Source organism: Enterocloster sp. OA13 (assembly GCF_022440595.1).
GTDB lineage: Bacteria > Bacillota > Clostridia > Lachnospirales > Lachnospiraceae > Enterocloster > Enterocloster hominis.
Genome location: NZ_JAKNTF010000001.1, coordinates 5510064 through 5531829 on the forward strand (window position 1 = coordinate 5510064; position 21766 = coordinate 5531829).

Genomic DNA, 21766 nt, shown 5'->3' on the forward strand with positions numbered 1-21766 from the left:
AACTATTATTAATGTATGGAAAGGTGGCAATTATTATGAGAATCATCAAAGCAAAAGATTATGACGACTTGAGCCGCAAGGCAGCCAACATCATCTCCGCACAGGTCCTTTTAAAACCTGACTGCGTACTTGGACTGGCAACCGGCTCCACCCCGATCGGCACCTACAAGCAGCTGATTGAATGGTACAACAAGGGCGACCTGGATTTTTCTGAGACAAGGAGCGTGAACCTGGATGAATACAGGGGCCTGACAAGGGATAATGACCAGAGTTACTACTATTTCATGTATAACAACCTTTTCAAGCACATTAATATTAACATGGAGAATACCAATGTCCCGGACGGAACAGAGCCTGACAGCGATAAAGAGTGCTCCCGGTATGAGAAAGTGATTGAAGCTTACGGCGGCGTTGACCTTCAGCTGCTGGGCCTTGGACACAACGGCCACATTGGTTTTAATGAACCGGATAAGGATTTCGCCCAGACCACACACTGCGTAGACCTGACCCAGAGCACCATCGAAGCCAACAAGCGCTTCTTTGCTTCCATTGACGACGTGCCGAAGCAGGCTTATACCATGGGTATCGGAACCATCATGAAGGCCCGTAAGATCCTTCTTGTGGTAAGCGGTGCAGACAAGGCACAGATCCTTCATGACGTACTCTGCGGACCTGTTACACCAGAGGTTCCTGCTTCCATCCTGCAGTTACATAGCGATGTGATTGTGGTTGCGGACGAAGCTGCTATGGCTAAATTATAATTGCTGAAAGGGGATTGCCGCCAGGCAGTCCCCTTTTATATACAGTATCCCCTTTTTATATGCAGTATGGTTAACTTTCCTTTAATCCTAACAGCCTTTCTGCATTTTCATGCAGAAGCAGTTCAAGTACCTCCGGTTCAAAGGGCAGCGCCCTGAACTGTTCCAGACTCTGCTTTAAGGGCCTGACCGGGTAACTGGTGGCAAACATCATCCGGTAGCGCATGAATGAATTGGCCGCCCGCACGAACTGGTCCGCAAAGGGCATGTTGGGCAGGTTACAGAAAAAATCCGGATAGCAGTATACGTTCATGCACTGCAGGGCGGTTCCGAGGAATTCCTCCACAAAGGGCCAGCAGCCATGGGATACCGTGAACGAAACCCTGGGAAAACGAAGGGCCGCGTGCTGCACCGCAATGGGATTGCAGTATGACAGATCCTCCCCTGCCAGGACACTTAATGTAAATGCGCATATCAGGCCGTGTTCCTCACAGGCAGCGTAAACCGGATCCAGTTTCCGGTCATCCACGTAGACCGGGGGCATGGACCATCCCGGCTCCATGGCAATCCCCTTAATCCCATATGTCTTAACATAATATTCAATCTCAGCCACAGCCCCCTCCACATCCGCGGGGTCCACTGCGGGAAATGATATGAACTGTTTTGGATACTGCATCTGAAGGCGGCACACATCCTCATTGTCCACGGTCGCCATGCCCGGGCGCACCTTCCTCCCCTGCACCACCTGCATGTCAATCCCGGATCCTGACAGTTCCTCCATGTATAACTGGAAATCCCCATGCCGGGCTGATTCGATTCCTATGCTATCCCTGTAAATCCCCGGCACATCTTCCGGCCTTTCAAAATCATCTTCCATGGGCCTGGGAAAGAAGTTTCCCTTTGTGACAAAACTCTTATACGGAGGCCTTGTCCTAAAATCAATTACCATCCTAAACTCCCCCTTGTTTTAGCATTGATATAATTAATAAAAAAGATTATTATATTGATATAGATAATATGCCATTACTTATCAATTACCGGAAAGGAGCAGACCATGACCCTCCGCCATCTCCGTATCTTTGTTGCCGTGGCCGAATCCCTTAACATGCACGCCGCGGCAAAGCAGCTTTATATTGCGCAGCCAGCCATAAGCCAGGCCATCTCTGAACTTGAGAATCATTATAATGTGCGGCTTTTTGAGCGGCTGTCCAAAAAAATCTATATCACACCGGCCGGAAGCCAGTTTCTTTTTTATGCAAAGCATATCCTCTCACTGTTCAGCGAACTGGAACAGCAGATGAATGATACGACCGCGTATACGGAAGTCAAGATTGGGGCCACCATTACCATCGGCACCTGTCTGATGAACCATATACTTCATGAATTCCAATCCTATTACCCTCAGGCCGAGGTGCGGGTATCCATCAACACGCCGGACTATCTGGGGCCTTCCCTGGCCAGGAATGAACTTGATATCGCGCTGGTCGAAAGTCTCCCCACCAGCCCGGACCTGATATTTGAACCGTTTCTTGACGATGAGATGGTCCTCGTGGTAAGCCCTGACCATAAATTCGCAAAAACCGGATATGCCACCCTGGATGAAATCAGCGCGGAAAATTACATTGCCCGTGAGCCCAGCAGCACGCCGGAACTGTTTACTAATTTCATGGAAATCCATAACCATATTTTAAAAAGCACATGGTTCTGCAATAATTCAGAGACAACCAAACTGGCTGTGATTAATAATTACGGCATAACCGTCATCTCCAGAAGGATTGTGGAACAGGAACTAAAGGATGGCTCCCTGGTGGAGGTAGCCCTTGAAGGCGGTCCGCTGTCAAGGAAGTTTTATATGGTGTACCACAAGAATAAGTTCTTCACCAATGCCCTTTTAGACCTGAAGGAAATATGCCGGGACCTGGAAGTGACACTTCCCGGCTGAATCCGGGAATGTCTTTACCTGCACAGGGAAATCATTCCTGCAGATAGGATCAGTATATTAATTATATATGCAAATGACCGCTGGCTCAGGCGCCTGCAAAGCCTTCCTCCCACAAAAATCCCGGACAGCACAGGAATCACGCCCGCTGCGAACAGCCGGAGGGATTCCCGGTTCAGGGTTCCCATCAGCATATACTGGAATACCGTAATCAGGCTGACAACCGTCCATAGGAGGGCCATGGTGGCCCGGAATCCATTTTTCTCCTCCAATTCCTGCTGCGCATATAAAAGTACCAGGCTTCCTCCTGAGGATATGGCCCCCTGGACGATTCCCCCTGCAATCAGGCATCCCCTTAAGGCCCAGGCCGGAAGATGTTTCCCGGCAGCCCGGGGTATCCTCAGCTTCAGGATCCCATATCCGCCTATGACCAGCATGAAGCCGCCTAAAAGGCGTTTTAACGCATCCACATCTATCATCTTCAGGCCGTATACGCCTATGGGAAGTCCTATGCACATGTACAACAGGATCCGGGTAAGCCGCTTAAGGTCCACGTATCTCCAATTTTTCACTGCAATGAAGAGGTTTAAGATACAGGTCATGGTGGAGGCCATGATGACTGCCTTTGCGTCAAACAGCTGGGTCAGGAAGGGAATGCTTATCATTCCGGCCCCAAATCCCCCCACTGCCCCCAGCACATTGGATGCAAATAATATGGACACATAACAGAGGAAAAGAAACGGGTCACTCATGCCAGCGCCCCTGCCGAGTCCAGTATCATCCGGAAGAATTTTTCATTGTCCATTTCAAATACCACTTCCACATTCTCCGGTTTTCCGGAACGGTGGGCGTAGTCGCAGATGGTTGCGCCGGATAAGGGACCTGGTTCCGTGGGAATCTCCACATACATCCTCTCGCTTTTGGTTACGACGGAAGGGTCGATGATACCCGCCACCGCGCATGCATCGTGGACAGGGCACCCTCCCAGGTCAATCCACACCCGGTTGTGCATGTTCCAGAACTCCTGAAGCAGGCTGGACATCATGAGGCCGGTCCTGTTGCCAAGGGCCTTCAGGGAATCCAGGAAATCCTGCCCGAACAGCGTCCTGTATGTAACGTCATAGCCGTACATGGTAATGGGCAGGCCGCTCTCAAATACTATCTTCGTTGCCTCGGCGTCCAGATATGTATTGAATTCCATGAAGGGCCTGGTCAGGATGAAATGGCAGGTGCCGCCCATAAGGGAGATTCCCCGCACCTTTTCCTCGCACAACTCAGGGAATGTGCGGATCAACAGCCCCAGGTTGGTAAGGGGTCCGGTGCCGATCAACACCACCTTTTCCTTGCTGCTCCTGAGTATTTCCGCCATCACCTCCACCGCCTTACGGTCCGATGGCTTTAACGGGTTATCCCGGGGAAAGTCAAAACCGTCCAGGCCGCTGACCCCATGGCAGCCTTCTGAGTCCGTTCTTGTATAAGCCCGAACAATAGGGCGGCTGGCCCCCGGGGCCACGATACATTCTGCCCCGCAGTAATTAAGGATATTAAGGGTGTTTTTCACCACCTTTTCCATCACCTTATTGCCCGCCACATTGGTGATTGCTTTTACGTCCAGCCGCTGGCTTCCAAGCGCCAGGACCAATGCCACCATATCATCGTGGCCCGGATCACAGTCTATGATTACCGGAACTTTTTCCATAGGTCTTTTCCTCTCTTTCCGCTTCCATGATTTCCTTCCTGATCCGTTTCTCTTTTACCTGCTGTTCATGGGCTGAGTAGATGATGATACCGGCAATGGATACAACATACGGTATGGCCATCACAACATCTGAAGAAAATGAATTAATCTGCAGCACATTGGCGACTGCGTTGGCGCTTCCGAATAACAGGGAAGCAATCATGGCCCCTATGGGGTTGCCGCGCCCCATTGCATCCGCGGCCACACCGATGAAGCCACGTCCGGCCGTCATATTTACGATAAAAACCTGCATGTTGCCCATGGACAGGTACATTCCTCCAAGGGATGCAAAGAGGCCGCTGAGTCCCAGGGCAATCAGCTTTACTTTTGTAGGGTTCTCCCCCACGGACCTGGCGGCGCTGCTGTTTTCCCCCACCGCCCGGATCCTGAGTCCCAAGGGCATCCGGTACATCAGGAACCAGACCACGATGACCAGGACGAATGCAACATATGTAAATACATTATGCCCCGACAGGATATCCCCCAGTACGGGTATGCTGCGGATGATGGGTATGTCTATACTGGGAATCCCCATGCTCTTGACCATGGACGAGGAACCCTTATCCCCGGTAAAGGCATACAGGATCATCACGGCGGCGCCTGAGGTAAAGGTGTTGATGGCCACGCCTGTCAGTATCATGTTGGTATTCATCATGATATGGAAATATCCCATGAAGATTCCCATGACCACGCCTACCGCCATCCCGCAGATAAGGGCCAGCCATATGTTTTTTGTATACGCGCTGACCAGCACTCCTGTTAAGGCGGACATGATCATGGTGCTGTCTATGGTAATGTTGGTCACGCCGCCCTTTCTGGCAATCAGGGAGGACAGGCTGGCAAAGATAAGGGGCGTGGAAACACGGATAATGGTATAGAAAAAACCGGTTGTCAGGAAATTCTGCAATATACCCATTGATTATGCCTCCTTTGCCTTTTGCGTATTGTATTTAACCCTGAGTTTCTGCTGGGTCCTGGCCAGAAATGCATTGGCGCCGATAAACAGGATCATGACTGCCTGTATGATCATTACGATCTCACTTGCCACATCCGAAGAGCGGTTCATGATGTCCGCACCCGTCCTTACATATCCGAGGAACAGGGCGGAAAACAGGATGTACTGTGGCTTATACCTGGCAAGGGTGGCCACCATGATTCCGTCCCATCCCAGGTTGGTCAGGGAAAACCAGGCAAACCTGGGATTGCGCCCGAACATTTCCATGCCCCCGCCAAATCCGCTGAGCGCTCCCCCGATGAACTGGGCCAGCACGCACATGGCGAATACATTGATTCCAATGTACCTGGCATAGTTGGGGTTGGCCCCAATAAGACGGATGCTGCAGCCCCACTTGGTCTTGTACAGGAAGAACCAGGTCAGCACAATGGCGATGAGTGCGACAATCAGATTGGCATTGACCTTTGTCCCGTCAATCAGGGTGGGGAGGAAGCTGTCCTTGGGCAATGGATAGGACCCTGAGGAGGTGGAGGTGATATCCATGAGATAATTGCTGAATATGTAATTTCCGATATAAAAGATTACATAGTTAAAAAGCAGGGAAACCACAAAGGCATCCGTACCGTACTTCAGGTTCACGATCATGGGCAGCAACGCCATCAGCCCGCAGACAACCAGCACAACCAGCATGGAAACCAAGGTAAGGCTGTGGCCATGTACCACGGTAAGCTTCAGGGATACGGCTGCCGCCGTAAGGCCGCCGAAGTAATAGCATCCTTCGCCGGACAGGGTGCGCTTTCCCGTGGCCCAAAGCACGCATACCCCCAGGCCCACATAGATTAACGGCACGGTGTTCTCTATCAGGTTCCCCATCCTTCTTGTGGAAGTAAATGGCCCCAGCAAAAAGGCGTGGAGCGCCTTCATCGGCTCGTCACTGACAATCAGGATGATTACGAACGCGGTCAGCATTGCAATGAGGATTGCAAGCAGGACCTTTACAAAGGAAAATGTCTGGTTCAGTTTGTTATTGTTCATAAAATGCCTCCTTTATTTCCTCCGGAGTCTGCTTTTTTATCCCCAGCATGTATTCTCCCAGGGTTTCCTCGGTAATTCCCTGTAAGCTTTTAAAATACGCTGCAATCTCGCCTTCATACATCACAATCAGGGAATCGCTGAGTTCCATGATTTCTGCCAGGTCCGCGGAGCTTATGAGGATGGCCGCATCCCTGTCCCTTAGCTCGAATATCTTTTCATGTATGAATTTGGTGGCACCTATGTCAATGCCCCTGGAAGGCTGGTCAATGACAATCAGGTCCCTGGGCATGGAAAGTTCCCTTGCAACCACCACCTTCTGGATGTTGCCGCCGGACAGCATGTCCACGGTCTGCTTCTCGCTGTCACATTTCACGGTAAATTCCTGAATCAGCTCCCTGGATTTCTGGGCCAGCTTCTTATCTTTAACAATGCCTGCTTTGGAGATTTCCGGATCCGAGAGACGGTTGGCCAGGAGGTTTTCCTTGATTGTGGCTTCGCTGGCAACGCCGAAGAGCAGTCTGTCCTGGGGTATATATGCGGTCTTGGCAATATCCCGGATTTTCCGGATGGACATCCTGGACACATCATTGTGTTTTATCCGGATCTTCCCTCTCTGGATAGGCTGCAGGCCTGTGATACATTCCAGCAGTTCCCTCTGCCCGTTTCCCTCCACCCCTGCTATGCCAAGGATTTCCCCGCTCCTTACGGTGAAGCTCACATCATTCACCTTAAGCCTGCCTTCTCCATAGCCATGGTACAGGTGTTCCACGCTTAACACCACGTCCCGGGGCCGGGCCTGCTTCTTTTCCAGGTTCATCTTGATTTCACGGCCCACCATCAGCCGCGAGATATCGGATTCCGTGATATCCTTTACATCATATACCCCCATGGACCGCCCGTTCTTCATGATGGTAATCCTGTCGCATATCTGTTTGACCTCACGGATTTTATGGGAAATGAATATGACCGTATGTCCATGCTCTTTTAAGAGGATAAGCTGCCGGAACAGTTCCTCTGTTTCCTGGGGCGTCAAAACGGCCGTTGGTTCGTCCAGTATGAGTATGCGGGCGCCGCGGTACAGGGCCTTCAGGATTTCCACCCTCTGCTTCATTCCAACAGGCAGGTCCTCCACCCGTGTATCCGGGTCAATGGGAAGCTGGTACATCTGGGAGATCCGCCTGGTTTCTTCCACTGCCTTTGCCCGGTTGATGAAAATACCTTTTTTCGGTTCTTCCCTCAGCATCATATTCTCGGACACGGTAAGGGAAGGCACCAGCATGAATTCCTGATGCACCATACCGATTTTCAGTTTAATCGCTTCCGCAGGGCTGTTGATACGGATCGGTTTCCCTTCAAACAGCACCTCACCCTTATCTATTTTTTCTAATCCGAACAGCATTTTCATGAGTGTGGATTTGCCCGCTCCGTTTTCCCCCATAACGGCATGGATTTCACCGTAATCCACACTGAAATCCACATCCTTGTTGGCAACCACCCCATTGGGATAAATCTTAGTGATTCCTTTCATTTCGATTGCAGGCGTCTGCATACCATGTCCACCTCTCTGATTTTTCAGGTAAAAATGGGAAGGCAGGCTTTTTTCAAAACTTGCCCTCCCATGTCAGCATGTGCATTGTTATTGCGCGGAGCTGATAATCCCATCAATCTCTTCTGCATCCATACCGATGGCAGTTGGTACCGTCACTTCCCCGCTTCCAATCTTACCCTCATACTCTGTCACAACCGCCTTCACCTCATCCGGCAGCTGTGCCTCATAATATTCGTTCTTAACCACGCCGGCTCCGTCTTCCTTCACACCCACTGTCTCCTGGGTCCCAAACGGAAGCTCTCCCTTTGTGTATCTTTCATAGGCAGTGCTTACGGCGTTGTCCACCTTTTTCATGACGGATGCAAGGATTACCTTTTCCAGGCTTTCGTCACTGTTGGCGTATTTGGCAGCCACATCCTGGTCGTTACCGATGGCTGATACGGATTTATCCCTGGCAGCTTCATATACGCCCACCGCCGCATTGCCGCAGGCCGGGAAAAGTACGTCTGCCCCATCCGTGATCTGGGCCAGGGCCAGTTCCTTTGCAAGGGTTGCGTCATTAAAATCATTGGTGAAGGCAACCGCTACCTTTATATCGGGGTTGACTGCCTGGGCGCCGGATATGAAGCCTACCATGAAGTCATAGATGACAGGTATTTTCGTGGCGCCCACAAAGCCCACATAATCTGACTTTGTCATGCTTGCCGCAATGACCCCTGCCATATAGGCAGCTTCATTCTGGTGGAAGTCCATGGCATATACATTGGGCATGTCCACTGAATCAAAATCCAGGTTCACATCGTAACAGATGAACGGGATTTCCGGATACATGGGCGCAACGGTCTGGATGGTATCCTTCATCAGGGAACCGCCGGTGATGATAAGGTCATAATCCTCTTCACAGAGGTCGCTCATGGCCGCTTCCCATTTGGCGGAATCCGTCACTGCAGTGCCCAGCTCTATGATATCCAGCTCGGCCCCGATATTGCCTGCAATTGCTTCCGACGCCCGGCATGCCAGGTCGTGGGTTCCCCCGTCCCCACGGACATTGGGCAGGACGGTAACAATCTTCTTTACCTCTTTTGCCATTTCTTCTGATGGTGCTTCTGATGCATCCGCACTGCCTCCGGCGTTATCTGCTGCCGCAGCCGTTGTATCCGCCGCCTTTTTCTCCTCTGCCGGCTTGGCGCCCCCGCACCCTGCCATGGACAGTACAAGCGTCACCGCCGTAAACATTGCAACCAACCTTCTCTTCATTGTGCTACCTCCCTGAATCATTTTTAAAAAATACGTTTATACTGCTATGTTGTATAATCAGTATAGCATTGTATATTGATATCGTAAAATATATATTCTTTATTAGCTTGATAAGTATTTACTTATTATAGTTATATTCTTTTGTTGCTTTTTACCAATATATCCGTATATGGTCACTTTATGGTATTCCAACAAAACAAAAGAACCGCTTCACGGCTGATTGTGCCGTCAAACGGTTCCTTCTATATCAAACGTTTCCTTCTATATTAGAATGTTCTGTTATATTTATTCAACCATATCGTAATCCGTACGGTATGTCAGATAATCGCTGTCGCCCTGCTGAATGTCATTGCCCGCATAATTAGCTCCATTGACTTTCAGTTTAAGCTTACCTAACTCGAAGTTCTCGGTAAAGGTATTGCCAATCTCCGTCAGGAACATCTCGTCGGAAGCCCCCTCAGCGCTTTCCGCCTGGTTAAGGTCCAGTGTTCCAACGGAATCATCTTCCTTGCCCTCAATATCAAAGCTTAGGACCTTGGTACCATCTGTCAGCACGCCGTATTCAATCAGTTTATCTACCAGAAGCTGGGCATCCAGACCTTCGGTGTCCAGGGAATCCATATCCTGCACCAGACTGTCAGAATCACCGCCATGATAGATGGAAACAACCGCCACCGGCATCACATTGGGATCCGGAACCTTATCAGCCGCCCCGCCTGTGCTCTGGGGAATCATATTCTCAGCTGACTTTGCCGTTGCTGCCGTGGTTTCTTTTTTCTGTTTCTCAGTAGTAGGCGTACATGCCGCCAGTGATACGGCCACCATGACTGCCATTGCGCCTATTAACCATCTTTTCATAATTGTATATGCCTCCTTTAGTCCTCTTCAAAGCTTCTGAACCAGGAGTTTAGTTTTGTCAGCGCCTTTACAAGGGCTTCCAGTTCTTCTTCCGTCAGTTCTTTCACAACACTCTCTATCATCTGTTCATGGAACTTCTTATGATGATGATAAGCCTTAACTCCTTTTTCTGACAGGGAGATATAAACAACCCTTCGGTCCTCACTGCTGCGCTGCCGGTCTACATAGCCCTTTTTCACAAGGCTGTTCATGGAAATGGTCAAGGTTCCCACTGTAACGGATAATGCCCTGGCAATGGTTGACATGTTCTTAGGCTCATCTATGCCAATGGCCTCTATCACATGCATATCGTTATTGGTAAGGTCCCCAAATTCCGAGGTGATGATTGCCTTCTGCTCTATATCATTGACATCGCGGAACAGGCTCACCAAAACTTCATTCAGCGTCTCGTAAGTTCCCACGGTTCTCCCTTTCACTTTCTACTTCAAAAGCTTCTTACTGATTGTACAGTATTTTACTTGTTAACACAAGCCCCTAAATCCTTATAAAATTCTTAAAAGCCTGTGACTTTTTTGTGTTTTTTACAGTTTTACCCAAAATCAGGAATGAAATACAAGCCTGGCAAATACTTCGCCCCGTTCCTCAAAGTTTTTAAAGATACCATAGCTTGCAGCTGCCGGAGAAAGCACGCAGCTGTGTCCCGGCCTTGTAATCTGCATGGCCCGCCTCACACCGTCCTCCAGATGTTCGGCCAGGATCAGCCTGGGCCTGTCTTTAAATTCAGGATAAAACTTATATATCTCCTGGTAAATCCGCTTGCCCGTGGCCTCCATGAGGATGATATGGCTTACCTGGCATTCTGACAGATACTCAATCAGCTCCCTGTAATCAATCCCCCGGTCCATGCCCCCGATCAGCACGGTATCCGTGTCCTTCAGCGTCTTAAGGGCCTGTATGGTGGTGTCGCAGATGGTTGATATGGAATCATCATAGTATCTGACCCCATCCCGTTCTCCCAGATACTGAAGCCGGTGGGGCAGCGGCTCATAGGTCTTAAGTCCTGCCGTGAACGCCCCGTCATCCATGCCAAGGATGGCGCACACCCCATAGACCACCCCGATATCAAAGTAATTGTGCTGTCCCAGCAGCCGGATTTCATCCACCGGGATCCGGTATGCCCTGCCGCGGAAGCGGATCCATGTGCCGTCCGGTTCCTCTGCCACGCTCAGATCCGTGCCCGGCTCATTTACCCCGGCCTTTATAAGCATGGATGGGCAGGCCCCGGATTCAGGCAGGCACTGTACGTTGCATATCAGTATGTCGTCCGTCTTCTGGTTCTTGAAGATATTCTGTTTGGCCGCCACATATTTTTCCATGGTTCCGTAATGGTCCAGATGTTCCTCATGTATATTGACCAGGATTCCGATATGGGGGGATACGGTCATGTATTCCAGTTGGTGGCAGGACAGCTCAAACACGATTTTGGTGTCCGGCCTTACCTCCTCCATGTGGTCCAGGGCCGGTATGCCGATATTGCCCAGGATCATGGTGTCCATGCCCGCGTTCTTCAGGATATGGTATAAAAGGGACGTAACCGTACTTTTTCCCTTTGTGCCCGTGATACCGATGATCTGGTCGCGGAAACACTGGAAAAATACTTCTGTCTGTGACAGGATCTGGCACCTGTACTCTTCTATGGGTTTTTCCAGCACGATTCCCGGACTTTTAAAGACCACATCATAGTCATCCATGCAGTTCTGATAGCCCGGCCCTGTTATCCACCGCGCCTCCTCATCCGGCCGCTGCGCCGGGGAAGCCAGGTCCGCTATATCGAGGCTGGCATATCCGCCTGCCTGCTTTATGACATGATAGGTTGACTGGCCTTCCCTTCCAAAACCCAGGAGCAGGACCCGCTTTCCTTTAATCCAGGGAATTATTTTCTCAATCACGTTCATTCTCCTTTTTTAGGGTGTGTCTGAAAATTGCTTTCCGTCATCTGTGGGTATCTGTGTGCACACAGTTCTCCCTGACCACCCTGGCCCAGGCCGGGGGCACCAGGTTCTCACTGTCATAATAGGACGAATACCGGTCCCCGGCAGCCTGGTACTGCTTATAAAGGCCGGTTCCCTTATAATAGGAAAGAAGGGCTGGAAGCTCTTCCCCTTCCTCTTCCATACGATTAATGGTAAGTACCATTGCCGTGTTGATTTCAGCCCTACTGCCAACGCATTCAAAAGGCTTCTCTTCCCGTATGCCGATCAGCTGTTCCAGGGTTTCCTTCATGGTCCAGTCCTGAAGCATATCCCGTCCGAATATGTCCCGCACTTCCTGTGAGGAAAGGAATGGGGAGAGTATCAGGTATACAAACAGGCACTTGGGGCAGTGTCCGCACCAGCTGTCCGTCCTGCTGCCCGCATTGCAGCTGCGGAAAATGGGATGATACTGTTTCTGCCTTGCAAAGTATCCAGCTATCTGGAACTCGCTTAATGGGCGCAGAAGGCTAAAATAGCCGGCGCTTCCCGGAAGGTAACGGTTCTCATATTCATGGAAATCCTTCTCGAATTTAAAGCTCTTGGAATACTGGTGGTTGACCGTACTTCCCTGGACCGTGCTCTCATTGGCGCTGGATTCATTGGAAAGGGCCACCCAGGATAATCCATGCATTCTGGCTGCGATGATGCTGGAAAATGCCACCAGGGCCGAGAACGGCGTGTGCCCGTTCAGGTATCCCTGCCTGTTCAGTTCCAGCATGTTGGGGTCCAGGGTCCGCCTGGCATTTATGACCTGGCTTTCCTTCAGTCCGGCGGCTTCTGTGGTATGGATGGTCGCGCCTCTGGGGTTGATGATGTAGGCATGGATTGTCTCCCCCGCGCTGCGCAGCAGCTCCAGGGTGACTGCGGAATCCTTGCCGCCGCCAATGGGGACCAGGACTCCTTTTTCCTGGGGGGCCGGGGAATCAGGAGTTTGCAAGGGCTGGGAGGGAGGCATCTTCTGCGACCCCTGCATCTCCCGCGGATCATACCCGGATGACTGTCCCTGAACATTGCATACAATATCCATAAAATCATCCTGCCTGGCTTCCCAAATCTGATTCACATAAAAGAACTCGCCCAGACCGTTATAATACAGGTCCTTCCACCATTCCATCTGCTCCTGGCCAAGGAAGCCCGCCTCCACGATTACCCGGGGAGGACATGCAATCTTCCAGTAGCTGACCAGTTCCACCATGCCCAGGGAAAATACCATGTCCTGCATCAGCCGTTCCTCAGCCCACAGGCGTGTATCGCCTGCCGCCTTCGGGAACCGCCAGACAGGGGCAAAGGAAGATAGCCCGGGAATCTCAAACCTGTATGTGATCCTGCACTCACGGCCGTCTTCTTCCATCTCATAGCTTTTATATATGAACTGAGGATACTGCCTTCGCAGGGTCTGATATTGTTCCATAATATGTCCCTTTCCTTACAACACAAACCCGCTGTACACTTTGCCCATCTGCGATACAGGGCGCATATACAACGGATTCCCTTTTTATCTATGGCTATTATAGTCAATAACCCTTTATTTTGCAATGTTTTTTTGTCTGTCAGGGCCTTACCTCAGGGCGCCTGCCAGGATTACGCTGGCAGCCACTCCCACGGCTGTTGCGAACAGTCCGCCTGCCAGGGTATATCTGCCTTTTCTTATTCCCACGGAACTGAAGTAGATACTCATACAATAAAGCACGGTCTCGGTACTGCTCATGAGCACGGAGGCAATGAGTCCTATGCTGGAATCGGTTCCGTATTCCTTGAAAATGTCCAGCACCAGCCCGGTAGCCGCTGAATTGGAAACCAGCCGTACCAGCACCACGGGCACGATCTGAGGCGGCAGGTGGATCAGGGCAGCCGGGGCCTTGAGCATTTCCCCAAAAAATTCCAGGAAGCCTGACGCCCTGAGCACCCCCACGGAAACCATCAGCCCCACCAGGGTGGGAAGGATTCCCGCCACTGTCTTCATGCCATCCTTGGCCCCGTCTATAAAATCATCCAGCACAGGACGCCCTGACAGAAGCCCGAAGCCCACAATATAAAAAATCATCAGAGGAACCATGGCCTCTGACAGAAAAAGTATGAACCGCATATGGATATCCCCTGGTTAAGCCGCTTTATATATGGTATTCCGGTGAGGATGGTTTCATTCCCCCTGGATTATATTAGCTGGATCCACACCGGCTCCCAGTCTTTAGCGGGCCTTCCCGCACTGCATACCGCCATCCTGCTGTTTTCAAGGGAAAACTCCTTAAAATAGTACTTCATGTCATCCACGTCCTGGGCCACCTCTATCTCCTGCCCCTGAAAACGGATTTCAAATGCATTTAACGCCAGTCCCATCCCCAGCCCGGTTACCTTCATGAAGCTTTCCTTAAGGACCCACAGCCGGAAAAATGCTTCCTGCTTCTGCTGTCCGTCCTCTATCTGTTCCAGATACCTGTATTCTCCCTCATGGAAAAAACGGCGGGCCACCTTCTCCTTCATGACGCCGATTCCTTCTATATCGATTCCCACCGGGCTGACGCCGCAGACCCCGGCCGCATAATCCCCGGAATGCGTCAGGTTAAAATGGATATCCGGCCGCCCCGCCACGGATGCCTTTCCGTTGGTCCCATATTCCAGACGGGTTTCCCGGGGATTAAGGCCGTATTGTTTTAAGATGGCATTGAGCGCAATTCCGGCGCCCAGGGAACGGCGGCGGTCAGACTCCATTTTGTGCTGTGTTATCTTGTCCTGACGTTCCCGGGACATTTCATTGAAGTAATATCTGAATGTACCCTCATCTTTCAGCTGATTGATATTAAGGATAAATATATGTTCCATTGGCAGCTCCTTACCTTTATGAATCCCTGCTGATTTATATCTGCATTTATTTTTGCATTTATATTGGCATGTGATTGATAACCTGCCGCCCCACCGGTTACCCATCAGGCGTAAAAATAACGGCGGCAGAATAAATTATAGCATACCGCAGCCTGTGGCTGCAAATAAACTACAGATAAAAATCAGTTGAAACCAGTCCCGGGAGTCATCCTGAACCCAGTACAGCCTTGCGCGGCAATAAAACCGGGAAATCCCTGCCCGGCCCAAAACAGAAGGCCCTGCAGGGATTCCACATCCTAGAGCGTGTTTACAGATTATGATTCCTTTAATTCCAAAACCAGTTCAATCTCAACCGGTATATTCCAGGGAAGTGCCGCCACTCCGATTGCCGACCTGGCGGGCAGACCGATTTCATCGCCGAATACGTCTTTTAAAAGCTGTGACGCCCCGTTAATGACCTGCGGATGTTCATAGAAATCAGGCGCCGATGCCACAAATCCCAGAAGCTTCACAAACTGCTTGATCCTGTTTAAATCCCCCAGTTCATGATGCAGGTTTGATATAATATTAATCATGCAGCGGCGGGCCGCTTCCTGTCCTTCCTCTATTGTATATTCACTGCCCAGCTTTCCTGCCATGTTCTCATCCACCGCATTATGGGGCGCTGTGCCCGATACATAGAGAAGATGGTCCCCATAGGGCCTTACAAGACTGTAAATCCCGCCCTTTGGGGTAGGGTCCGACAACTTGATTCCCAATTCCTCTAGTCTGTCATATACGTTCATTTTATTTTCCTCTTTCCATTATTATTTTTACAACCTGCTCCCTGTCATACCCGCATCCTTCCAGTTCCCTTATCCAGGCAATGTCCCCGCAGGAAAGGCTGTCGCTGGAACACTCTATATGGAATACGGTTCCTTCCCTTACCTGGAACCTCAGCTTCAATATCCCTCCGTTCCATTGCAGTTCCTGGCTGACCGTGTATTCCGGGCAGTTATCCACAATCCAGTCCCGGGACTCATATATATCCTGCCCCAGGGGCCTTCCCTGGCTTTCATCCCTGTAAACCACTGGAAGGGACGGCCCAAAGACCTGTCTGAACTGCCCGGCCAGAAGTCCGGCTGCCTGTTTTACCGTAATGTCCGGTATGTATTCTGACAGGTTGGCCACACGTCCCACAATGGAACGCACGCCTTTGGACTCCAGCTTCATGGGGGAGGGGCGCAGGCTTTTTTCAAGATGGTCCTTACGGACCCGGACCATCAATGTGCCATGGAGGTATTCATTTCCCCCTTCGCAGTATCCGGCCTGACCGGAAATCTTCCTGCCTGCCGCCAGGATATCGTTCCTCCCGGAAAATACAGCATCCGTCCCCAGCGAACGCAGCATGCCAAGGAGTACTTCCTGCTGCATTGCCTGACTGCCTTCCCCTTCCCGGTTAATAAAGGTGTAGTTCAGGTTACCCAGGTCCTGGTATACTGCCCCGCCCCCGGATTTACGCCTTACAAGGCGTATGTCTTCTGATTTGAGGTAATCCATATCGCATTCCAGATATGGGTTCTGGTTCCTTCCCAGCACCACGCAGGGACGGTTCACCCAGAGATACAGCAGGGTACTTCCGCTTTCTGCCTGCTTCAGCAGTTCTTCCTCCAATGCCAGGTTATGGCACGGATTGGTTTCTTTTGATACGACAATCCTATTCATGATAATGTATGCAGCCTGTGGAAAGGCCCATTGCAGCCTCCCATACCGCCTCCGATGTGGTGGGATGGGCGAAAACAGTTCCCGATAAACCGTCATCCGTAAGGTTATTGGTTATGGCAACCGCAATGCAGCCAATCAGAGCCGATGCGTCCGGCCCTACAACCACGCCTCCTATGATCCTGCGGCTTTGTTCTTCCATAATCAGCTTGACAAAGCCTTCTGATTCACCCTGGATCTTTGCCTTGCCGTTTGCAGTAAAAGGAAATACGCTGACCTTCACCTTAATGTCTTCTTCCCTGCACTGCTCCTCACTCTTTCCGGCACTCCCAATCTCCGGGGAGGTGAAGATGACGGATGGTATCACGGATTCCCTGCCTTTGGGCCTTTTTAATATCCTGTCAATTACCTGTATTCCCTGGGCGGATGCAGCATGGGCAAGCTGTATCCTGCCATTCACATCCCCAATGGCATAAACTTCTTCCATGTTTGTCTCAAGGTTCTCATCTGTCTTGATTCCCTTTTTATCAAACCGGATTCCTGCCAGTTCCATGGCTTCCCTGTCAATCTCCGGCGCCCGGCCTACTGCAACCAGTACCTTTTCCGCGTTAGCCGCATGTTCCATCCCGTCTTTTTCATAGAATACAACCGCTTCCTTGCTGTCAGTCTCCAGCACCCTGGTGACCCTGGATGACAGGTCTATACGGATTCCCTTTTCTTTGGCTGTCCTTGCGATTACAGCCGCTGCCTGGGCATCCGTAGTCCCCAGCATATGGTCCATATATTCAATCACATGGACCTGGCATCCAAACGCGGCGTATAAAAAGGCAAATTCCATGCCAATCACGCCTGCGCCTATGATGATTAAGGAATGCGGGATGGACCGGCTGTCCAGGGCTTCCCGGCTGTCCATACAGACCGGTGTCCTGGCCCAGTCCGGCATCACCGGCCTGGAGCCGGCAGCCAGCACCACATGTCCGGCCTTTATTTCATAAGCGGAGTCCCCGCCTTTTACCATGACAGCCCTGTCCGGCATCACCTGCGCCGTACCAGTTATCACGGTCACACGGCTGCTGTCTAACAGGAAACCTATGCCGCGGCGGTTTTCCCCGCAGATCCTGTCCTTCCGGTCAAATACCTTGTCCATATCAACCGTGACATTGCCGGAACTGATACCGAATTCCCCTGCCCGCCTGAATGTATCATACAGGTGCGCGCTCTGTAATAATGTCTTGGTAGGGATGCAGCCCCTGTTGAGACAGGTTCCCCCAAGCTGGTCCTTTTCAATCAGGACCACCCTGAGTCCCTGGCCCGCGGCGTATAATGCAGTTACGTATCCCCCTGGACCTGCGCCGATGACAGCCACATCTGTCTCCATGCGCTTTATGTCCTGGCAGGGTGCTGCATTTTTATCCATGGCGGGTTCTCTGCCATCCGCTCCGCTGCCGTCAGCCGCTTCTTCATATTCAAACAGCACATCCCCGGTCCGTACCTGGCTTCCCTCCTCCACGCAGATCCTTGTAATCCTTCCGGCCACCATGGACTTGAATGGCCGGTTTCCTTTTCCGGTCTCTGTATTTAACAGCGTCTGCCCCGGTTCCACCCGGTCGCCCACCCTGACCTCTATGGTTCCGGCAACCGCTGACTTTCCGCCCATGATCAGGCCCATCCTTATTTCCACGCTGCTGACCTCCCTTCATATCCGTCCCCAGGGCATGATTGAAAATTCATTCCCGTGGTCTGCATGTCCCTGGCTGTTTCCGGTCCATCATTCAGACAGTATAAGCTCCGGCGCTTCCAGTTCCACGCCGTGCCTGAAGGAATCCCCTACCGGGCACATCCTCTCCACTGCCTTTACCAGCTCCTCAACCTGCACCTTGGGCGCCTTGCTCTTAATGATGAACCTGAAATGGATTTTCTGAAGGCCCGGCCTTACGTCCGGATCCATTCCGCTGAAACCATCCGAATCCATCCTGCCTTCTGCTTCCACCTTAATGTCATCCACGGGAATCCCATAGAAATCCGCAAATATGGCTGCTGTTATTGTCTGGCAGGCGCACACGCTGCACAGGGCCAGCTCAATTGGGTTCATACCCGCGTTGGTCCCTCCCTGTTCCTGGGGTTCATCCAGGATAATGGAAAAATCCCTGGCTGATGCCCTTACCTTTAATCCCTCAATTAATTCTGATTTTGCCGTGTATGTCTTTAATGCCATGACTGCCTCCTCTTTTTCAGCATCCCCTGGTTAAGGCCAAGGGATCCGTATCCCCTTCTTTTGTCACGGTACAGAGGGAAATCAGGTCCTCTGTCTCCGATGTGTTCCAGAACGAATGGGGAACCTCCTCAGGCACGTAAACCCAGTATCCGGCCCCGATATCATAAATTTCATCCCCAATCTGGAATTTTCCTTCCCCGGCAATGCACACAAACCAGTGCACCCACGGATGGTGGTTTGACGCTGCCTTGCCGCCTGGTTTCAGGGTAAAACACCTCATGACGTGGGTGGGCCAGAACCGCTCCGGCCCAAATACAATCCTCTTTTCACCGCCAAGCATGTGCATCCCTGCGTCCACCATCGGCAAATCAATGATCTTTCCACATAATTGTTCTTTTCCTGTATCGCCCATTTCCCTGTCCTCCTCTTTACTTTTTAATGCATGATTTCAGATATTCCATAAGACGGTCTATGTCCCGGGTATTATTGTAGTAGTGCAGGGCTACCCTCATCCTGTCCTGCCCCTGAAGCTTTGCCCTTATACCGGCTTCCCTGATCAGTCCTTCGGTCAGCCCCAGCCCGGCGGGCAGTTTAAGGGATACCAGACCCGACCTGTATGCCCTTTGGTGGGGACAGAAAATAGAAAAACCATCCAATTTCTGAACCTCACTGTATAGATAATCGGTCAGGTCCAGGATATAATCCTCAATATCCCTGCCCCCCAGCCTCATATAGGTCTTAACCGTTTCATGAAGCCCATACAGTCCAATGGCTGGCAGGCCCCCATTCTCAAAGCGGCTGGCCTTCTCACTGATTACCAGGTCAAATGGCCCGCCGTTAATACGGTCCTGGACATTGGCCCATCCCATCTCGGACTGTTTCAGTTTCTTCATGAAGTCTTTATCAATGTAGGCGAAGCCTATGCCCTGGATCCCCTGCAGCCATTTATAGGCCGATGTGGTAAGGAAATCAATCTTCATATCCTTCACATCCAGCTGCATTGCACCGCAGGCCTGGGTGGCGTCCACCCCAAAGGGAATATGGTGTTCCCTGCACCATGTTCCAATGGTCTTTAAATCGTGCCTGTAACCATTCCCGCTGTCCACATGGCACACAGTGACTGCCTTCGTATGCTCATCGGCCAGTGAGAACAGGCTTTCCGGTGCAGTCTCCCCGTTGACCGCCCCGGCCACCCGCACCTCCAGTCCAAGCTGTTCCCTGAGGTTCAGCCATACATAGGTCATGGCAGGGAATGCATTTTCATATATGACAACATTATCCCCCTTCTCAAAGACCAGCCCATTACAGAAGATGTTGAACAGCGAGGACGAGTTCTGTCCAAATGCAATTTCATCCCCGCTTTCTGCACCAATCATTTCCGCAATCCCGTCCCTGACATCATCCGCATACTCCCACTGCCAATGATAGTCGTCAATATCCATCGCGAGATCTGTCCTGTTCTGCAGATAAGTGTTCATTGCGTCGCAGGCATACTGCGGAATCAGTCCGGTGGTTGCCGTATCCAGGTACGTATACCGGTCCAGTACCGGATAGTGCCATCTTTCACGATTAAATTTGTTATCCATGTTATCTCCTTTTAATTAAGGTTACTCCTCATCCTTTGTAAGATTCATCTTAAGCCAGTCCTTACCTTCAACCAGTTTGGATACCATCATGGCTGCAATCGTATCCCCGGTTGCATTGATGCATGTCCCCGGAGGGTCAACCAGGAAACCGATTGTTGCGATGATTGGAAATGCCTCTGCTGGAAATCCATACAGGCTTACAATCAGCATCTCCCCAATCAGCCCGCCTCCCGGCACGCCTGACATGACAACGCCCGACATGATGGCAATGAGCATGGCCGATGCAAATGTCCCGAATCCTGTGAAGGGCTTTCCGAAAATACCAAATAAAAACGCTATTTTCAGCAACGTGGAAAAAATGGTCCCGTCCATGTGCATGGTGGCTCCCAGAGGAAGTACGATTTCCCTTATATCCTTGGGCACGCCTATGTTCCTGGCAGCATCCAGGTTTACAGGCAGTGTTGCAACCGAACTCTGGGTGGCGATGGAGGTTGCCGCAGGAGGAAGGATGAATTTCCACATCCTCCTAAAGCCGTCCTTTCCGGCTGCCCAGTATGAATACAGTGAAAAGAATACGACAAAGTAAGCAGCACATACCGGATAATATACCAGCATTGCCCTTCCGTAAGCCCCCAGCAGGTTAGGGCCGAATTCCCCAACCAGGTTTGCAAAGTAGGCGCCAAGTCCAATGGGGGCATACATCATGATGATGTTGACAATCTTCATCATGATATCAGCCAGGTTATTCACGACCTGCCCGACCGCGCTTTCCTTACCGCCGCAGGCGCTGATACAAAAACCGAACATAATGGAAAATATAATCAGCGGCAGCATGTTCTGGCGTGAAAGCAGGGCTGAGAAATCGCTGACCGTCAGCGCTTTGACAATGGCGTCCGACAGCTTTACCGCCTCCATCTCACCAGCCGCTTCCATGGTAATATGTACGCCTGCCGCGGGCGGGTATATTGTGACGATGAAAATGATGATGACACCTGCTATCAGGCCGGTGACCACAAATACTGCCAGTAAGCTGCCCAGGATTTTTCCCAGGCGCTTCATGTTCAGCATATTGCCAATGGCGCTGGCAATGGTTGCAAACACAAGCGGTACAATGGCCGTGAACATCAGATTCAGGAAGATATCACCAAATGGCTTTAAAACCGTGGCCTTTTCCCCCATAACCAGACCGATAATTGAACCAATGATAATCGAAGAAATCAGCAAAATAGGAAATCTGTAACTCTTCCAGACGCTTTGCGTCTTTTTCTGTTCAGTCATGTAGAACCTCCTTTGTATATACCTCTCATTTTCGCTGCTTATAC

The 21766-nt window shown here is 51.0% G+C and carries 22 protein-coding genes; 2 read left to right on the forward strand and 20 right to left on the reverse strand.

Annotation, left to right across the window (positions count from 1 at the left end; genetic code table 11):
- The first annotated feature begins 35 nt into the window (after positions 1-35).
- Positions 36-761: a glucosamine-6-phosphate deaminase gene (gene nagB, locus MCJ35_RS24665; RefSeq protein WP_008726547.1), complete on the forward strand. Its 726-nt coding sequence runs from the start codon at positions 36-38 to the stop codon at positions 759-761.
- Positions 762-831: 70 nt separating this feature from the next.
- On the opposite strand, the gene MCJ35_RS24670 is transcribed toward nagB, so the two are convergent.
- The gene (locus tag MCJ35_RS24670) at positions 832-1707 is read right to left on the reverse strand and encodes an amidohydrolase family protein (RefSeq protein WP_025484758.1); all 876 of its coding nucleotides are present in this window, start codon (positions 1705-1707) and stop codon (positions 832-834) included.
- A 105-nt stretch (positions 1708-1812) separates the two neighbouring features.
- Between MCJ35_RS24670 and MCJ35_RS24675 the strand changes: the two genes are divergently transcribed.
- Positions 1813-2700: a LysR family transcriptional regulator gene (locus tag MCJ35_RS24675; RefSeq protein WP_025484757.1), complete on the forward strand. Its 888-nt coding sequence runs from the start codon at positions 1813-1815 to the stop codon at positions 2698-2700.
- Positions 2701-2714: 14 nt separating this feature from the next.
- On the opposite strand, the gene MCJ35_RS24680 is transcribed toward MCJ35_RS24675, so the two are convergent.
- The 19 genes from MCJ35_RS24680 to MCJ35_RS24770 all read right to left on the reverse strand — a co-directional run bounded on the left by MCJ35_RS24680 (position 2715) and on the right by MCJ35_RS24770 (position 21722).
- Positions 2715-3449 carry a sulfite exporter TauE/SafE family protein gene (locus MCJ35_RS24680; RefSeq protein WP_025484756.1) on the reverse strand — a complete coding sequence of 245 codons (735 nt, stop codon included), beginning with the start codon at positions 3447-3449 and terminating at the stop codon, positions 2715-2717.
- Entirely contained in the window at positions 3446-4396 is a 951-nt protein-coding gene (locus MCJ35_RS24685) for a nucleoside hydrolase (RefSeq protein ID WP_008726554.1), read from the reverse strand. Before MCJ35_RS24685 ends, MCJ35_RS24680 begins: the two co-directional genes overlap by 4 nt.
- The gene (locus tag MCJ35_RS24690; RefSeq protein ID WP_025484755.1) at positions 4365-5351 is read right to left on the reverse strand and encodes an ABC transporter permease; all 987 of its coding nucleotides are present in this window, start codon (positions 5349-5351) and stop codon (positions 4365-4367) included. The genes MCJ35_RS24685 and MCJ35_RS24690 overlap by 32 nt, the downstream gene beginning before the upstream one ends.
- A gap of 3 nt (positions 5352-5354) precedes the next feature.
- Positions 5355-6425, reverse strand: a complete 1071-nt coding sequence (locus MCJ35_RS24695; RefSeq protein ID WP_008726559.1) for an ABC transporter permease — start codon at positions 6423-6425, stop codon at positions 5355-5357.
- Complete coding sequence (locus tag MCJ35_RS24700) at positions 6415-7974, reverse strand: ABC transporter ATP-binding protein (RefSeq protein ID WP_025484754.1); 1560 nt, start codon at positions 7972-7974, stop codon at positions 6415-6417. The genes MCJ35_RS24695 and MCJ35_RS24700 overlap by 11 nt, the downstream gene beginning before the upstream one ends.
- A gap of 87 nt (positions 7975-8061) precedes the next feature.
- A complete protein-coding gene (locus tag MCJ35_RS24705; protein ID WP_025484752.1) occupies positions 8062-9231 on the reverse strand; it encodes a BMP family lipoprotein in 1170 nt (389 codons plus the stop codon).
- A 285-nt stretch (positions 9232-9516) separates the two neighbouring features.
- Positions 9517-10089 carry a GerMN domain-containing protein gene (locus MCJ35_RS24710; RefSeq protein ID WP_008726562.1) on the reverse strand — a complete coding sequence of 191 codons (573 nt, stop codon included), beginning with the start codon at positions 10087-10089 and terminating at the stop codon, positions 9517-9519.
- A 17-nt stretch (positions 10090-10106) separates the two neighbouring features.
- On the reverse strand, positions 10107-10550 hold the full coding sequence (locus MCJ35_RS24715) for a MarR family winged helix-turn-helix transcriptional regulator (protein WP_227809740.1): 444 nt from the start codon (positions 10548-10550) through the stop codon (positions 10107-10109).
- 138 nt (positions 10551-10688) lie between these two features.
- Positions 10689-12038: a UDP-N-acetylmuramoyl-L-alanine--D-glutamate ligase gene (murD, locus tag MCJ35_RS24720; protein ID WP_025484750.1), complete on the reverse strand. Its 1350-nt coding sequence runs from the start codon at positions 12036-12038 to the stop codon at positions 10689-10691.
- A 43-nt stretch (positions 12039-12081) separates the two neighbouring features.
- On the reverse strand, positions 12082-13533 hold the full coding sequence (locus tag MCJ35_RS24725; protein ID WP_025484748.1) for a MurL-like N-terminal domain-containing: 1452 nt from the start codon (positions 13531-13533) through the stop codon (positions 12082-12084).
- 147 nt (positions 13534-13680) lie between these two features.
- Positions 13681-14208: a spore maturation protein gene (locus MCJ35_RS24730; protein WP_008726566.1), complete on the reverse strand. Its 528-nt coding sequence runs from the start codon at positions 14206-14208 to the stop codon at positions 13681-13683.
- Between the two features lie 68 nt (positions 14209-14276).
- Positions 14277-14942 carry a 4'-phosphopantetheinyl transferase family protein gene (locus MCJ35_RS24735; protein ID WP_008726567.1) on the reverse strand — a complete coding sequence of 222 codons (666 nt, stop codon included), beginning with the start codon at positions 14940-14942 and terminating at the stop codon, positions 14277-14279.
- Between the two features lie 314 nt (positions 14943-15256).
- Positions 15257-15727 (reverse strand): RidA family protein, encoded by a 471-nt coding sequence (locus MCJ35_RS24740; RefSeq protein WP_008726568.1) that lies wholly within the window; start codon positions 15725-15727, stop codon positions 15257-15259.
- A 1-nt stretch (position 15728) separates the two neighbouring features.
- On the reverse strand, positions 15729-16646 hold the full coding sequence (locus tag MCJ35_RS24745) for a lipoyl protein ligase domain-containing protein (RefSeq protein WP_025484747.1): 918 nt from the start codon (positions 16644-16646) through the stop codon (positions 15729-15731).
- Positions 16639-18324, reverse strand: a complete 1686-nt coding sequence (gene lpdA, locus MCJ35_RS24750) for a dihydrolipoyl dehydrogenase (RefSeq protein WP_025484746.1) — start codon at positions 18322-18324, stop codon at positions 16639-16641. The genes MCJ35_RS24745 and lpdA overlap by 8 nt, the downstream gene beginning before the upstream one ends.
- Before the next feature lie 87 nt (positions 18325-18411).
- Positions 18412-18858, reverse strand: coding sequence for an OsmC family protein (locus MCJ35_RS24755; protein ID WP_008726571.1), 447 nt, complete (start codon positions 18856-18858; stop codon positions 18412-18414).
- 16 nt (positions 18859-18874) lie between these two features.
- Positions 18875-19270, reverse strand: coding sequence for a cupin domain-containing protein (locus MCJ35_RS24760; protein WP_008726573.1), 396 nt, complete (start codon positions 19268-19270; stop codon positions 18875-18877).
- A 16-nt stretch (positions 19271-19286) separates the two neighbouring features.
- Positions 19287-20444 (reverse strand): aminotransferase class V-fold PLP-dependent enzyme, encoded by a 1158-nt coding sequence (locus tag MCJ35_RS24765; protein WP_025484745.1) that lies wholly within the window; start codon positions 20442-20444, stop codon positions 19287-19289.
- A gap of 21 nt (positions 20445-20465) precedes the next feature.
- Entirely contained in the window at positions 20466-21722 is a 1257-nt protein-coding gene (locus MCJ35_RS24770; protein WP_008726576.1) for a dicarboxylate/amino acid:cation symporter, read from the reverse strand.
- Positions 21723-21766: the final 44 nt, after the last annotated feature.